The 13,946-nt window shown below is 72.0% G+C and carries 12 protein-coding genes and 1 pseudogene; 6 read left to right on the top strand and 7 right to left on the bottom strand.

Annotated elements, in window-relative coordinates:
* Window positions 1-22: 22 nt before the first annotated feature.
* The 3 genes from ACIHFB_RS02220 to fes all read right to left on the bottom strand — a co-directional run bounded on the left by ACIHFB_RS02220 (window position 23) and on the right by fes (window position 3,226).
* Window positions 23-811 (bottom strand): 2,3-dihydro-2,3-dihydroxybenzoate dehydrogenase, encoded by a 789-nt coding sequence (locus ACIHFB_RS02220; protein ID WP_365268716.1) that lies wholly within the window; start codon window positions 809-811, stop codon window positions 23-25.
* Complete coding sequence (locus ACIHFB_RS02215; RefSeq protein ID WP_365268713.1) at window positions 808-1,791, bottom strand: ABC transporter substrate-binding protein; 984 nt, start codon at window positions 1,789-1,791, stop codon at window positions 808-810. Before ACIHFB_RS02215 ends, ACIHFB_RS02220 begins: the two co-directional genes overlap by 4 nt.
* A 118-nt stretch (window positions 1,792-1,909) precedes the next feature.
* Window positions 1,910-3,226 (bottom strand): enterochelin esterase, encoded by a 1,317-nt coding sequence (fes, locus tag ACIHFB_RS02210; protein ID WP_365268710.1) that lies wholly within the window; start codon window positions 3,224-3,226, stop codon window positions 1,910-1,912.
* Between the two features lie 231 nt (window positions 3,227-3,457).
* Between fes and ACIHFB_RS02205 the strand changes: the two genes are divergently transcribed.
* From ACIHFB_RS02205 to ACIHFB_RS02185, 5 genes and pseudogenes are all read left to right on the top strand, one after another.
* Complete coding sequence (locus ACIHFB_RS02205; RefSeq protein WP_365268707.1) at window positions 3,458-4,498, top strand: iron chelate uptake ABC transporter family permease subunit; 1,041 nt, start codon at window positions 3,458-3,460, stop codon at window positions 4,496-4,498.
* The gene (locus ACIHFB_RS02200; protein WP_400124936.1) at window positions 4,495-5,577 is read left to right on the top strand and encodes a FecCD family ABC transporter permease; all 1,083 of its coding nucleotides are present in this window, start codon (window positions 4,495-4,497) and stop codon (window positions 5,575-5,577) included. The genes ACIHFB_RS02205 and ACIHFB_RS02200 overlap by 4 nt, the downstream gene beginning before the upstream one ends.
* Window positions 5,578-5,628: 51 nt before the next feature.
* Window positions 5,629-6,150, top strand: a complete 522-nt coding sequence (locus ACIHFB_RS02195; protein ID WP_365268705.1) for a MarR family transcriptional regulator — start codon at window positions 5,629-5,631, stop codon at window positions 6,148-6,150.
* A 131-nt stretch (window positions 6,151-6,281) separates the two neighbouring features.
* Window positions 6,282-6,749 (top strand): peroxiredoxin, encoded by a 468-nt coding sequence (locus ACIHFB_RS02190; protein WP_365268702.1) that lies wholly within the window; start codon window positions 6,282-6,284, stop codon window positions 6,747-6,749.
* 66 nt (window positions 6,750-6,815) lie between these two features.
* A pseudogene (locus ACIHFB_RS02185) lies at window positions 6,816-9,154 on the top strand (SpoIIE family protein phosphatase).
* Here the strand turns inward: ACIHFB_RS02185 and ACIHFB_RS02180 are convergent.
* Window positions 9,155-9,589 (bottom strand): cupin domain-containing protein, encoded by a 435-nt coding sequence (locus ACIHFB_RS02180; RefSeq protein ID WP_365268696.1) that lies wholly within the window; start codon window positions 9,587-9,589, stop codon window positions 9,155-9,157.
* A gap of 107 nt (window positions 9,590-9,696) precedes the next feature.
* Window positions 9,697-10,527, bottom strand: a complete 831-nt coding sequence (locus ACIHFB_RS02175) for an aldo/keto reductase (protein ID WP_365268693.1) — start codon at window positions 10,525-10,527, stop codon at window positions 9,697-9,699.
* A 120-nt stretch (window positions 10,528-10,647) separates the two neighbouring features.
* Between ACIHFB_RS02175 and ACIHFB_RS02170 the strand changes: the two genes are divergently transcribed.
* Window positions 10,648-11,730 (top strand): LacI family DNA-binding transcriptional regulator, encoded by a 1,083-nt coding sequence (locus tag ACIHFB_RS02170; protein ID WP_365268690.1) that lies wholly within the window; start codon window positions 10,648-10,650, stop codon window positions 11,728-11,730.
* Here ACIHFB_RS02170 and ACIHFB_RS02165 read toward each other — a convergent pair.
* Both ACIHFB_RS02165 and ACIHFB_RS02160 read right to left on the bottom strand, forming a co-directional pair.
* A complete protein-coding gene (locus ACIHFB_RS02165; protein WP_365268687.1) occupies window positions 11,693-13,093 on the bottom strand; it encodes a glycoside hydrolase family 32 protein in 1,401 nt (466 codons plus the stop codon). The two genes, ACIHFB_RS02170 and ACIHFB_RS02165, sit on opposite strands and share 38 nt — an antisense overlap.
* Complete coding sequence (locus ACIHFB_RS02160; protein ID WP_365268684.1) at window positions 13,090-13,944, bottom strand: carbohydrate ABC transporter permease; 855 nt, start codon at window positions 13,942-13,944, stop codon at window positions 13,090-13,092. The genes ACIHFB_RS02165 and ACIHFB_RS02160 overlap by 4 nt, the downstream gene beginning before the upstream one ends.
* Window positions 13,945-13,946 lie beyond the last annotated feature (2 nt).

Below are 13,946 nucleotides of genomic sequence, written 5' to 3'. Positions count from 1 at the left end.
TGGGGGGGCACGAGGTGCGGGATCAGGCCCGGAGCGTGGCTCCGCCGTCGACGTAGAGGTCGTGCAGGGTGATGTGCCGGGCCCGGTCCGAGACCAGGAAGGCGACCGCGTCGGCGATGTCGGCGGGATCGGCGATCCGGCCGAGCGGAATGCCCGTCCGGTACGTCGCCGGGTCGCCCTCGATGACGCGGCGGGCGGCGGCCGACTCGTCGGCGCCCGACGCCGTCCACATCGCGCGCTGCATGCCGGTGAGGGTCGAGCCGGGGGAGACCGTGTTGCAGCGGACGCCGCTCGCGGCCACCTCCAGTCCCAGGCATTTGGTGAACATGACGGAGGCGGCCTTCGAGGCGGCGTAGGCGGCCATGCCGGTCCTGGGGATTCCGGCCGCGTTGGAGGCGACGGTGACGATCGAGCCGTGACCGCGCTCGGCCATCCGGCGGGCGGCGCAGCGCGAGACGTGGAAGACGCCGGTGGTGTTGACGGCGAAGGTGGCCGCCCACTCCTGGTCGGTGAGGTCGACGACGTGCGACTCGCGCAGGATTCCGGCGACGTTGACGGCGATGTCCAGCGGGCCGAGCGTGCGCTCCGCCTCGTCGACGACGGCGTCCACGGCGACGGCGTCCGTCACGTCGAGCGTGCGCGCGGCGACCCGGTCGCCGTGCTTCGCGGCGAGCGCCTCGATGCCCTCGCCGTCGAGGTCGGTGGCGAGCACCCGGGCGCCCTGTTCGACGAGGGCGGTGACCACCGCGGCGCCGATGCCCCGGCCCGCTCCGGTCACGAGGGCCAGCCGGTCGGCGAGTTCGGCGCTCACGAGGCGAGCGCCTTCGTCACGTCGTCCAGGACGATCCGCGCCGCCAGCGGGCCGCCCGCGCTGTTCCAGGCCGAGCCCTGCACGACGACGACATGCCCCTCCTGCTCGGCCTTCAGCTTGCTGAAGTTGGGGACCTTCTTCGCCTCGGCGTACGCCTTCTCGCCGTCCGCCCGGTCGCCGAGGGTGCCGAAGAACAGCCAGTCGCCGTCGATGGTGGACAGCTTCTCCAGGCTCACCGGCTCGCTGTGGCCGGTGCCGGCGCCCTGCTGGTCCGTGGGCCGTTCCAGCCCCAGCGTGGAGAGGGTGGAACCGACGTGGCCGACACCCCTGCCGACCACCGAGGGCGCGCCGTTCTGCCAGCGGATCACGCTGACGACCGCGCCCGCGTTGTCGCCCAGCTTCTTCTTCGTGGCGGCGACGTCGGCGTCGAGGTCAGTGAGGATCTTCTCGGCCTGAGACGTCTTGTTCAGCGCCTCGGCCGTCGAGGTGAACGCCTTCTTCCAGTCCTCGTTGAGCTTGGCGGTGACCACGGTCGGGGCGATCTCCTGGAGCTTGGAGACCTCGCTCTTCACGGCGGTCGTCTCGTCCAGCAGGATCAGATCGGGCTGGAGCGCGGCGAGCTTCTCCATGTCGGCCTCGGCGACGGTCGCGACGACCTCGGCCTTCTTCGCCTTGTCGGCGAGATAGGTGGACACGCCCTTCTGGCCGCGGCCGGCGGTGGCGCCGACGGGCTCGACACCGAGGGCGAGGGCGGCATCCAGGGTGGGCTCGCTCAGGGTGACGACCTTCTGCGGGTCGGACGGCACCTCCACCTTGCGGCCGGTGGCGTCGGTGACCTGGCGCGTGCTCGACTCCTGGCCGGCGGCGCCGGCGGCGCTGTCGTTGCCGTCGTCACCGCAGCCGGTGAGGAGCAGCGCTCCGGTCACTACCGCGGCGGCGGACGTCAGGACCGCCCTGCGAGAGGCTCGTGCAGAGGACATGAGGGTAAAGCTCCTTGCAGACAAAGAGAGTTGTCGATGAATCGTTGAATCGTCAGATGAGGTCTGGGAAACCCGGGAATCAGGGATCCGGGACATCAGGGATCCGGTGATCCGGGAATCAGGGAGTCGCGGTGCCCAGCAGGCGCACCAGGCCGTCGGCCAGGGCGCCGTGCCAGCAGACGTAGTCGTGGCCGCCGTTGAACTCGCCGTAGGTGACCCGGTAGCGGGCGGTGCGCAGGGCGTCGTACAGGGCGCGGCTGTGGTCGACCATGGTTCCCTCGTGCAGGCCGACGTCCAGGTGGATCGTCACCGGCCGCGGTTCCGTTGCGGCATAGCGGCTCACCAGCCAAGGCACGCCGAAGACGGGCGGTTTGGGCCCGCTGACGGCCGGTAGTCCGGGCCGCCACCACAGGGAGGCGGACTGGGCGAGGACGTTCCCGAACCGGTCGGGTCGCACATGGCCGGCGTGCAGCGCGGTCATGGCGCCCAGGCTCTGCCCGGCGACGACGATCCGGCTGGCCTCCGTGGTGAGCGGCCAGCGGCCCGCCGCCCACGGCAGCAGCTCGTCCGCCAGGAAGCCCACGAACGAGTCGCGCGCGCCGAGTTCACGCCAGCGGGTGTGCCGGTCCACGGCGTCCGGCGCCAGCACGGCGAGCGGGGGCAGCGCCCCGTCGGCGATCAGCGCGTCCAGCGTGTCCCCGAACCCGAGCCGCCCGAACCACATGTCACCGTCGGTCAGGACCAGCACGGGCAGCGGCGCACCGCCACCTCCCGGCGGCAGGTACACCCAGGTGTCCCGGTCACCGCCGAGTGCCGTCGCGGGCACCCGGTGCCGCTCGATCCGCCCGGCCGGAACGGCGCCCTTCCGCCCGGCCCACGGCTGCGCCGGAGCGTGCGGCAGGGCGAACACCGAACTGGACACGGGGTGCCAACGGGTGGCAACGGTCTGCCGGTTGAGCGGATCCGGCGCGGCGTGTACGACCAGCGACCGCAGCCGCTGCTGGAGCGGCGCCGGCTCCGTGGGCGGCTCCTTGGTCGAGATGTCGGCGGCCATCCGGTACGAACCCCGGTGGTCGGCGCGCAGCCGCAGACCGAGGTGCCATACGTCGGTGCCGGGTACGCGGTCGAGGAGCGAAGCGGCGAGGTGCTCGCGGTCGACGATGCGGTTCGCGGACAGGAGGACCTGCCGCGTCGCACGGTGACCGCGCCACAGGAACGTGACGGCACGGTGGTCCGGCTCGCCGTCCAGTTCCTCGACGAGCGGGGTGCCAACGTGGTCCACCTCGCTCCAGAACTCGGCCGTCAGAGCCGCACGTTGCGGGTCGTCGGCCCCGGCCAACTGCGCCACGAGGCGCGCGACGCGCGGCCCGGTGACTCGGACCGGCCGTACCTGGTGGCGGGCGTCCGCCAGGGCGGCGGGGCGCTGAGCGGGCATCTCTCCCCTTCTCGTAGCCGACAGCGGGAACAAGGCCTCGCGTACCGCGGTCGGGCATGCGAGGTTGAATGTGTCAACGAAATCGTCAACACATGAAGTAAGGTTAGCCTAAGCTAAGCACATGTTCCTGTGGATGTGTCCCCGCCCGGAAGGGGCTTTGCTCGACGCCGAGCGGCGCCCCGCCCGTTATCAAGTGCCGCCCACCGTCCGGACGTACGCGGAGGTCGGGCCATGACCGCCACGGGCGCCCCCGCACCGGTGAGTACGGAGAAACCCCGATCCCGGACGTCGCTACGGTCGGCGGGCCTGCTGCTCGGCCTGGCGCTGCTGGTCGCGGCCGCTGCGCTGTCCCTGTCGGTCGGCACCCAACGGATTCCGCTCGACCAGGTCTGGTCGGCGCTGCTGTCCCCCTCGGGGACCGAGAACGACGCGATCGTGCGGGACCTGCGACTGCCGCGCACCCTCATCGGCATCGCCGTCGGCGTCGCGCTCGGCCTCGGCGGCGGTGTCATGCAGACGCTGACCCGCAATCCGCTGGCGGACCCCGGACTGCTCGGCGTGAACGCGGGCGCGTCGGCCGCCGTCGTCACCGCGATCAGCGTGCTCGGCATCACGTCGTTCCGTGGCTACCTGTGGTTCGCCCTTGCCGGAGCCGCCGTCGCCGCGACCGCCGTCAACGCCCTCGGCGGCGGCCGGTACGCCACCCCGGTCCGCCTCGCCCTCGCCGGAACCGCCGTCAACGCGGCCCTGTTCGGCTACGTCAACGGCCTCCAGCTGTGGGACCTGAACACCCTGGACGAGATGCGGTACTGGTCCGTCGGCACCCTCGCCAAGCGCGACCCCGACCTGCTGATCGCCGTACTCCCGCTGCTCGTTGCCGGCACCGCCCTCGCCCTCGCCCTGGCCAGGCCGCTGGGTGCCCTCGCGCTCGGCGAGGACCACGCCAGGGCCCTCGGCACCCGCGTTTGGCGCACCCGGATCCTGTCCGTCGTCGCCATCACCCTGCTGTGCGGGGGCGCCACCGCCGTGTGCGGCCCCATCGGCTTCATCGGGCTGATGATCCCGCACGCGGCCCGCACCTTCTGCGGCCCCGACCCACGCCTGCTCCTGCCGTACTGCGCCGTGTACGCACCGGTGCTGCTGCTCGTCTCCGACGTGATCGGACGGGTGGTGGTGCCCCTGTCGGAGATCGAGGTGGGCACCGTCACGGCTTTCCTCGGCGGACTCCTCTTCATCCATCTCGTACGGCAGCGAAAGGCGGCCCAGCTGTGAGCGCGGTCCAGGACCGACGGCACCGGACGGCGGTGGTCCGGATCGACCTGCGGCATGGGCTGCTGTGCACGGGCCGTTGGTCGCTGCGCTACGACACCCGCGCCCTGGTCGTCTGCGTCGCCCTCGTCGTACTCGCCGCATGCGCGACCGTGCTCGCCATCGGGACCGGCACCTACGAACTGTCGCCGCCGGAGGTCCTGCGCACCCTCGCCGGGAACGGACCGCCGGGCGCCGAGTTCATCGTCGTCGGCCTGCGGCTGCCGCGCGCCCTCGTGGCCGTCCTGGTGGGCTTCGGGATGGGCATGGCGGGCGCGGTGTTCCAGTCCCTGACCCGCAATCCGCTGGGCAGCCCGGACATCATCGGCTTCGGCAACGGCGCCTCCGCGGGCGCACTGGTCGCCATCATCCTCTTCGACGCCGGAGCCTCGCAGACCGCGATCGGCGCGGTGTGCGGCGGCTTCGCCACCGCGGTCGCCGTCTACCTGCTCGCGTGGAAGCGGGGCGTGCACGGCTACCGGCTCGTCCTCGTCGGCATCGGCGCCTCCGCCGTCCTCGGCTCGGTGACCAGCTTCCTCTACGTCCGCGCCGACATCGGCAAGGCGGCGCAGGCGGCGAGCTGGATGATCGGCTCGCTGAACGCCCGGGACTGGGGCGACGTGCGCATCGCCGCCCTCGGCCTGGTGCTGTTCGTCCCCGTCCTCCTGGTGTACGCCCGACGCCTGACCATGCTCGAGATGGGCGACGACACCGCTGCCGCGCTCGGCGTGCCCCCCGAGCGCAGTCGCCTGGTACTGCTGTGCGCCGGCACCGGACTGACCGCGCTGGCGGTCGCCGCGGCCGGGCCGATCCCGTTCGTCGCGATGGCCGCACCCCAGCTGGCGCGTCGCGTCACCCGGGCCGCCGGACCGAACGTCCTGCCCGCCGCCTGGACGGGCGCACTCCTGGTGTCCGCCGCCGACCTCGCCACGCAGCGCGTCAGCGGCTCCGCCCTGCTGCCGGTCGGCGTGGTGACGGGCGTGGCCGGCGGCGCCTATCTGGCCTGGCTGCTGCGAGGGGAGCGCAGGGCGGACCGGATCTGAGACGGGCCGCAGATTAATTGAGTTACGCAACAAGATGGTAAAGTGGCCCGTATGTCCACACCAGAGCTGCCCGATGCCCCTGCGTCCCCGGAAGTGATCGAGATCGAGCGGGCGCTCACCCGCATCACCTACCTGAGCACGCGTGCCCGGCAGCACGACCGGCTGATGGCGCTGGCCGGCGTGCCGCTGGACCGGGCCGCCGTGGCGCTGCTGCGGCAGGTCGCCGACTCGGAGCCGCTGCGCCCCGGGGAACTGGCCACCCGGCTCGGCGTGGAGGCCTCGCACGTCACGCGCACCGTGCAGCAGTTGCAGAAGGCCGGTTACGTCACCCGGGTCCCGGACCCCGACGACCGCCGTGCCCAGCGCATCCAGCTCACCGACGCGGGGCGCCGGGCGATCGACCGCATCCGCGACGCGGGCGCGCGCGGCATGCAGCTGGCCCTGGGCGACTGGTCCCCGGAGGAGCTGCGCCAGCTCGCCGCGCTCTTCCACCGCATGGTCGACGACTTCCTGTCGTACGCCATCGACGACGATGTCGAAGCGGAGTCGGTGGCGCCGGCAGGCACCGCCTGAGCCACGCCCCGCGGGAACGCACAACCGCCGTTCCCAGGGCTTCCTTTCGAGGTGTGCCCCGCGTCCGGGAAGGGCGGGCGACCGCGCTACGCTCCAGTAATCGCGCGCGGGAACCATGGGAGAGGTACACAGTGAGCGGACGTACAGCGGTCGGGGACAAGGTCGAGGACTTCGAGCTGGCGGACGAGACGGGCACCCGCCGAAGCCTGACCGAACTGCTCACCGAGGGCCCGGTGGTGCTGTTCTTCTACCCCGCCGCCCTCTCCGCCGGCTGCACCGCCGAGGCGTGCCACTTCCGGGACCTGGCCGCCGAGTTCGCCGCCGTCGGTGCCCGCCCCATCGGTATCAGCGGCGACTCCGTGGAGCGCCAGCAGGAGTTCGCCGACCGCCACACCCTGGGCATGCCGCTGCTGTCCGACGTCGACGGGACGGTCCGGGAACAGTTCGGTGTGAAGCGCGGCTTCTCCCTCGCACCCACCAAGCGAGCCACCTACGTCATCGCCGAGGACCGCACCGTCCTAGAGGTCGTCCACAGCGAAATGCGCATGAACACCCACGCCGACCGGGCCCTCGCCGCACTGCGCGCCCACCGGAAGTGACCCCGGACCCGCACGGGTCGCGGGCGGCGGTTGATACGGCCCCATAAGAGGGTCATTCTGGACGATATGGAGCATGTCTCCGCCACGGTGATCATCGATGCCTCGGGTGTCGTAACGGGGTGGAGCGAGGGTGCCCGGCGGCTGACCGGATACCCGGCCGAGGAGGCCGTCGGACGGGCAGTGCGTGCTCTGCTCGCCGAGGACCCGTCGCCGGAGGCCGTGACCGCGCTGGTCGGCTCCGTCGTGCTGCGTCACCGTGACGGCTCCGCCGTCGCGCTGCCCGTAGAGGCGAGCGCAGTGCTGGGCCCGGGCGGCGCACCCGGTGGATACGTGATCACGGCCCGGCCCGTGGGCCACGAACCCACCCTGGCGGGACAGGCCTTCCAGCAGGCGTCCATGTCGATGTCGGTCTTCGACACCCGCCAGCAGTACCTGCGCCTCAATGACACGGCATGCAGGGTGATGGGCGTACCGGAGGAGGCCCTGCTCGGCAGGCCCTTCCCGGAGACCGTGGAGGACGCGGAGCACAGCCGGGGCTTCCACAGCAATCTGCGCCGCGTCGCCGAGACGGGCCGGCCGGTCCACTACGAGAGCTTCACCGGCGCGCCCGCCCTCAACCGGGAACACGCCTGGAACATCGAGATGTGGCCCCTGAGGGACGCCTCCGGCGGAGTGACCGGTGTCGCCCTGGCGGCGCTCGACAGCACCGAGCAGTACTGGGCCCGACAGCGGCTGGCGCTGCTCAATCACGCGGCGGCAGCCATCGGCACCACCCTGGACGTGGTGCGGACCGCCGAGGAACTGGTGGAACTCCTGGCCCCGCGGTACGCCGACTTCGCCAGCGTGGACCTGCTCGACTGGGTCCTCGGCGCGGACGAGTCCCCGACGGCGCTGGACGCCGAGGTCGTCCTGCGCCGAGTCGCCCACGGCTCCGGCACCGAGGGCACACCGGAGGCGGCCGTGCGCCTGGGCGCGACCGACGTCTACCCCGCGTACTCGCCACCCGCCAGGGCGCTGCGGGAAGGGCGGGCGGTCCTCAGCCAGGCGGGCGAGCCGGACTTCGTGCGCTGGGTCGCCGAACGCAACGCGCGGGCCCCGGCGGGGAGTTCCTACCGCAGGGGCGTCCACTCGATGCTCGCGGTGCCGCTGCGGGCCCGCGGCACCACCCTCGGCGTCGCGGTCGCCGTCCGTATCGCCCACCCCGACGAGTACGGCGAGGACGACGCCGTACTCGCCGAGGAGCTCGCCAGCCGGGCCGCCGTCTGCGTCGACAACGCCCGCCGCTTCGCCCGCGAACGCACGACCGCGCTGGCCCTCCAGCACAGCCTGCTGCCGCGCGGACTGCCCGGACAGGCGGCGGTCGAGGTCGCCCACCGCTATCTGCCCTCCGGGTCCCTCGCGGGCATCGGCGGCGACTGGTTCGACGTGATCCCGCTGTCCGGCAGCCGGGTCGCCCTGGTCGTCGGCGACGTCGTCGGGCACGGCATCCCGTCCTCGGCGACCATGGGCCGCCTGTGCACGGCCGTCCGCACCCTCGCCGACGTGGACCTGCCGCCGGACGAACTCCTCACCCACCTGGACGACCTGGTCACCCACCTGGCGTCGGACGACCGCGACGACGAGGCCGCCGAACTGGGCGCCACCTGCCTGTACGCCGTCTACGACCCCGTCACCCGATGCCTCACCATGGCCGCCGCCGGACACCCCCCGCCGGCCGTGGTCCTCCCCGACGGCACCGCGCGGCTCCTGGAGCTCAACGCCGGACCCCCGCTCGGCGTCGGCGGGCTGCCCTTCGAGTCGGTGGAGCTGGAAAACTCCCCGAAGGAGCCGTCGTCGCCCTGTACACGGACGGCCTCATCGAGGACCGGGACCGAGACGTGGACCACGCCACGTCCGAACTGTGCCGGGCGCTGACCGCCCGCACGGACACCCTGGACGACCTGTGCGACACGGCGCTGAAGGCCGTACTGCCGGAAGACCCCAGTGACGACGTGGCCCTGCTGCTCGCCCGCACCCGGGCGCTGGGCGCCGACCGGGTCGCCACCTGGGACGTGATCCCGGACCCCGCGCACGTGGCCGTCACCCGGCAGGAGGCCACCGAGCAACTGGCCGCGTGGGGACTGGACGAGGAGGCCTTCGTCACCGAACTGGTCGTCAGCGAACTCGTCACCAACGCCATCCGCTACGGCGAACCGCCCATCAGGCTGCGGCTGATCCGCGACCGTACCCTCATCTGCGAGGTCTCCGACGGCAGTTCCACCTCACCGCATCTGCGCCGCGCCCACGCCTACGACGAGGGCGGCCGAGGCCTCCTCCTGGTCGCCCAGCTCACCCAGCGCTGGGGCAGCCGCCAGACCGTCCGCGGCAAGACGATCTGGGCCGAGCAGCAGCTGCCACCGGTGTGATCACTCGAACGGGCAGCCCGGATTCGCCGCGTCCTCGGAGAACGGCGCCCCGTGCGGCAGGACGTACAGCACGTCGAGAACGACCGCGGTGTCGCCCAGATTGCGGCCGATGTGCACGTTGCCCGGCCCGGCCGGCTCCTGAATGGGGCTGCCCTTGGGATACACGCCGTCGGACGCGCAGGTGGAGTCGAAGTGGCTGAGCGTTCCCTCCTGCACGACGCCGTACAGGGGACCGTCGTGGTAGTGCCAGCCGGTCGCCTGTCCCGGCGGGATGGTGATCTCCCGCAGGATGTAGTCGGTGTCCCCGACGGTGGTCTGGGTGATCACCCGGCCGGTGACTCCGGGACCGGGGGGTGTCGCCTGAGCGGTGCCACAGGTCAGGAACGTGGCGGCGGCGACCGCCCCGGTTATGGCGGTACGGAGGACGATGCGCATGGGTACGGGTCTCCCGGCGTGAGCGGACGATCTATGACGTGCCGCTGCGAACATAGAGGCGCGGGAGGCCGGTTGGGGCGGATTCCGGTCATGAACTCCGGGCCGGCTCAGAACTCCTCGTGCACTTCGGGGTCCCCGCCCAGGCGCCGGTGGGTGCGGTCGGCGAGAGCCTCCATCTGGGCGGGATCCAGTTCGAAGCCGAAGACGTCGAGGTTCTCGCGCTGCCGCCCGGGGCTGGCCGACTTCGGGATGGGCACCGCGCCCAGTTGCGTGTGCCAGCGCAGCACGACCTGGCCGGGCTGTACCCCGTGCGCCTCGGCGATGCCGACGACCACGGGGTCCTCCAGCAGTTGGGAGCCCCGGCCCAGCGGGCTCCAGCTCTCCGTGACGATGCCCTTGCCGGCGTGGAAGGCGCGCAGGTCCTCCTGAGGGAGCAGCGGGTGCAGCTCGATCTGGTTCACGGACGGCAGGACCCCCGTCTCCTTCTCCAGCCGTTCGATGTGCTCGGCCGTGAAGTTGGAGACGCCGATCGACCGCACCAGGCCGTCCTCCCGGAGCTTGATCATGGCTTTCCACGAGTCGACGTACTTGTCGACCCGGGGGAGCGGCCAGTGGATGAGATACAGGTCGACGTAGTCCAGGCCGAGCCGGCCGCGGGACTCCTCGAAGGAGGCGAGTGTCTCCTCGTACCCGTGGTGCCGTCCCGGAAGCTTCGTCGTCACCACGACCTCCTCGCGGGGGACGGCGCTGCTCGCGACGCCACGGCCGACACCGGTCTCGTTGCGGTAGTTCGTCGCCGTGTCGACGAGCCGGTAGCCCGTCTCGAGCGCCCCGCGCACCGCCTCCTCGGCCTGCGCGTCGTTCATCGGCCAGGTGCCCAGGCCGATGGCGGGGATCGTCGTGCCGTCGTTGAGCGTGTGTGCCGGGATGCTGAGCACGGTCGTACCTTCCCGTTGACTGTGTCGTACAGCCAGTATGGGAGTTCCCGTCGGGGCGGGCAGGTCCGATGCCGCCGAGGGCCGGATAGGCTGAGGAGTGATCAACCGGACGGGTGGGGGATGAGGGCGGCGGACGGCGTGGGCAGTGCCGAGGACAGACGAACGACGGGAGCCGCGCGTCCCACCTCACGGGACGTGGCCCGGCTCGCCGGCGTGTCGCACACCGCGGTGTCGTTCGTGTTCAACGGCCGGGCCCAGGGCAACCTCTCGCCCGCCACCCAGGAGCGCATCCGGCAGGCCGCAGCCGAGCTCGGCTACCGGCCCGACCCCGTCGCCCGCGGCCTGCGCAGCAATCGTACGGCCGTGATCGGGCTGGTCACCGACGAGATCGCCTCGTCGCCGTTCGCCGGGCGACTGCTGCGTGGCGCGATGGAGACGGCCTGGGGCAGCGAACACCTGGTCCTGACCGTCGACTCCGGCGGTGACCCGGCGAAGGAGGACGCGGCCGTCGCCGAACTCCTCGACCGCAGGGTGGACGGCATCATCTACGCGGCCATGTCCCTGCGCCGCGTCCGCGTCCCCGAAGGCCTGCACCGCACCCACTCGGTGCTCGCCAACTGCCTGCCCGAGGACGACTCGCTGCCCGCCGTCATCCCCGCGGAGCGCGCGGGAGGCCGTACGGCGGCACGGCTCCTGCTGGACGAGGGACACCGCAGAGTCGCCATGGTGGGCGGCCAGGACGACATCGCCTCCGTCGACCGCCTGCGCGGCTTCCGTGACGCGCTGCGCGTCGAGCGGATCACGGTCCCCAAAGAGTGGGTCGTACGCAGCGGCGGCGAGATCGTCGGCGGGTACGAGGGCGCCATGCGGATCCTCGACGGCGTCCCCGCCGACCGGCGCCCCACCGGCGTCTTCTGCTACAACGACCGGGTCGCCGCGGGCGTCCTGCACGCCGCGACCCGGCTCGGCGTCGCCGTCCCCGGCGAGCTGTCCGTGGTCGGCTACGACGACCAGGAGCACATGGCCGAGTTCCTCACACCGCCCCTCACCACCATCGCGCTGCCCCACCGTGAGATGGGTGAGGCCGCCGCACGGCTGCTCCTCGACGCCATCGACACGGGCAGGACGCCGCCCGCGACGGTACGGCGCCTTGCCTGTCCGGTGATCAGTCGTGCGTCGGTGGGACCAGCTCCCAGCCGGTGACCCTGGCCCCGGAACCCGTGACGACGAGCTCGGGCACATCGTCCGGTCGCCGGTAGACGCGCTCGGTGACCATGGCCCGGTCGCCGACGAACAGCTCGAGGAGAGAGCCGTCGACGAGGATCCGCGCCTCGCCGGCCGGTGCACGCACCACGATCGGCGCCGCCCCCTCGGGCCCTGTTCGCGGCCAGTCACCGCGGTCGAGCGTCACGGTGCCTTCGTCCGGGTCCAGCAGGACCGTCAGCTCCGCGTCCGAGGCGGAGCGCAGCAGACTCACGGTGGTTCGGCCGGATGCGGTGACGGTCAGGTCGTACGCCTCCGGCAGCGGTGTGCGACGGCCCGGTGCCGTGACGAACGGCTCGGGCGCACGCAGCAGTTCGAGCTCCGGAGCCGGTACGGCACGCAGGGCGCCGTCGGGATGGACGTCCACCATCCGCGGCGCGGTCAGGACGCCGGCCCATCCGGCGCGATCGACCTCGCTCTGTTCGCGTGCCTCCCAGGACCACCCCCACAGGAGCACCCGGTCCGGCTCCTGGAGTACCGCGGGCGCGTAGAAGTCCCGCCCGTGGTCCAGTCGCCCGCCGGTGCGGGCCAGGAAGCGCAACTCCTCGTCGCCGTAAGGCTGGAGACGGCCCGTCAGATAGCCCGTGGCGCAAGGGTCTCCGTCCCACAGCGAGACCACCAGCACCCAGTCCCCGCCCGGTGTCGAGAACAGCTGCGGGCACTCCCAGCCGACCGCCTTGTCTCCGAACGCGTCCGCCGCAACAGGGTCGTTGCCGTCGAGCAGCACCCCGGCGAACCGCCAGTCGGCCAGGTCGTCACAGTCGTACAGCAGCACCGACGGCGTCCCGTCGGCGTGCCCCGCGCCGACCAGTGCCCACCGCCGGCCACCACTGCGGAACACGAACGGGTCGCGGAACATCACCACGTCCAGGCCGGCGGGCGGGCCGGTCACCACCGGCTCGGGCAGCGGCCTGAAGTCGGTCAGCGTCTCGTCCTCCGGCATCAGCGCCCGGGCCAGGCAGATCGAGCCGACGCCGGTGTGCTGCCGGTCGACGCCCGTGTACACGGCCGTCGGCACGCCGTCGTCGTCGACCATGCAGCCCGACCAGCAGCCCGCCTCGTCCGGGCCGCCGGGCGTCGGGGCGAGGGCGATCGGATGGTGCTCCCAGTGGACGAGGTCGTGGCTGGACGCATGGCCCCAGTGGATGTTGGTGTGCACCGGGGCGTCGGGGTTGTACTGGTAGAAGAGGTGGTGGCGGCCCCGCCAACGGAAGGGACCGTTCGGGTCGTTGACCCAGTTGGCGGGGGGACGGACTCGGAAGCGCGGGGCGCCGGGGTCCGTGGACTGAGCGGCGAGGCTCAACGGTTGACTCCTGCGGAGGTGATGCCCTCGCGGAGAGGGCGCTGGCCGACGACGAAGACGGCGACGGCGGGGATCATGGAGAGGACGACGCCGGCGAGCACGACCGAGATGGAACCGGTGCCGAGATTGCCCTGGAGGGAGACCAGGCCCAGCGGCAGCGTGTAGTTCTGGCCGGACGTCTCGAGGATCAGCGGTCGGAAGAATTCGTTCCAGTGGTAGTTGAAGGCGAGCACCCCGACGATCGCGAGCCCGGGCGCGGCCAGCGGGGCGTAGACGGACCGGAAGATCCGCCAGGGCCCGGCGCCGTCCAGCATCGCCGCCTCACCCAGGTCCTTGGGCATGCCGAGGAAGTACTGGCGCATCAGGAAGGTGCCGAAGGCGGTCGGGAAGGCCGGGATGATCAGACCGAGCAGGGTGTCGGTGAGGCTCATCTGCTTCAGCACCAGGAACACCGGCACGATGGTGACCTGCAACGGCACCATCATGGTCGCCAGGACCAGGCCGAACAGCGGCTTCTTGAAACGGAATTCGAGACGCGCGAAGGCGTATCCGGCCAGTCCGGCGGTGATCATCTGGCCGACGGCGACCAGGGCGGTCACCAGCGTCGAGTTGAGGGCGAGCAGCCATACGTCGATCTGGTCGAAGACGCCGCCGTAGGCCTCGGTGGTGGGGTTGGTCGGGATGATCTTCGGTGGCAGGTCGAAGGACTCGGCCGGGGTGCGCAGGGAGGTGGAGACGGTCCAGACGACCGGGCCGAGGGTCAGCAGGGCGCACACCGTCAGCCCGGCGATCCGCGCCCACGGCGCGAGCGAGTACCGCGCACGGCTCAGGGACAGGGTTGCTTGGCTCAAGG

The organism is Streptomyces sp. NPDC051963, assembly GCF_044593495.1.
GTDB lineage: Bacteria > Actinomycetota > Actinomycetes > Streptomycetales > Streptomycetaceae > Streptomyces.
The sequence above is the reverse complement of the archived record's forward strand: the minus strand, read 5'-3'. Positions and strand labels throughout refer to the sequence as shown.

Excerpts from the sequence above, each read along its gene's own strand:
- ACIHFB_RS02170 (WP_365268690.1), top strand. The coding sequence starts at position 10,648 with ATGAGGGCGGCGGACGGCGTGGGCAGTGCCGAGGACAGACGAACGACG.
- ACIHFB_RS02195 (WP_365268705.1), top strand. The coding sequence starts at position 5,629 with ATGTCCACACCAGAGCTGCCCGATGCCCCTGCGTCCCCGGAAGTGATC.
- ACIHFB_RS02215 (WP_365268713.1), bottom strand. The coding sequence starts at position 1,791 with ATGTCCTCTGCACGAGCCTCTCGCAGGGCGGTCCTGACGTCCGCCGCC.
- ACIHFB_RS02205 (WP_365268707.1), top strand. The coding sequence starts at position 3,458 with ATGACCGCCACGGGCGCCCCCGCACCGGTGAGTACGGAGAAACCCCGA.
- fes (WP_365268710.1), bottom strand. The coding sequence starts at position 3,226 with ATGCCCGCTCAGCGCCCCGCCGCCCTGGCGGACGCCCGCCACCAGGTA.
- ACIHFB_RS02180 (WP_365268696.1), bottom strand. The coding sequence starts at position 9,589 with ATGCGCATCGTCCTCCGTACCGCCATAACCGGGGCGGTCGCCGCCGCC.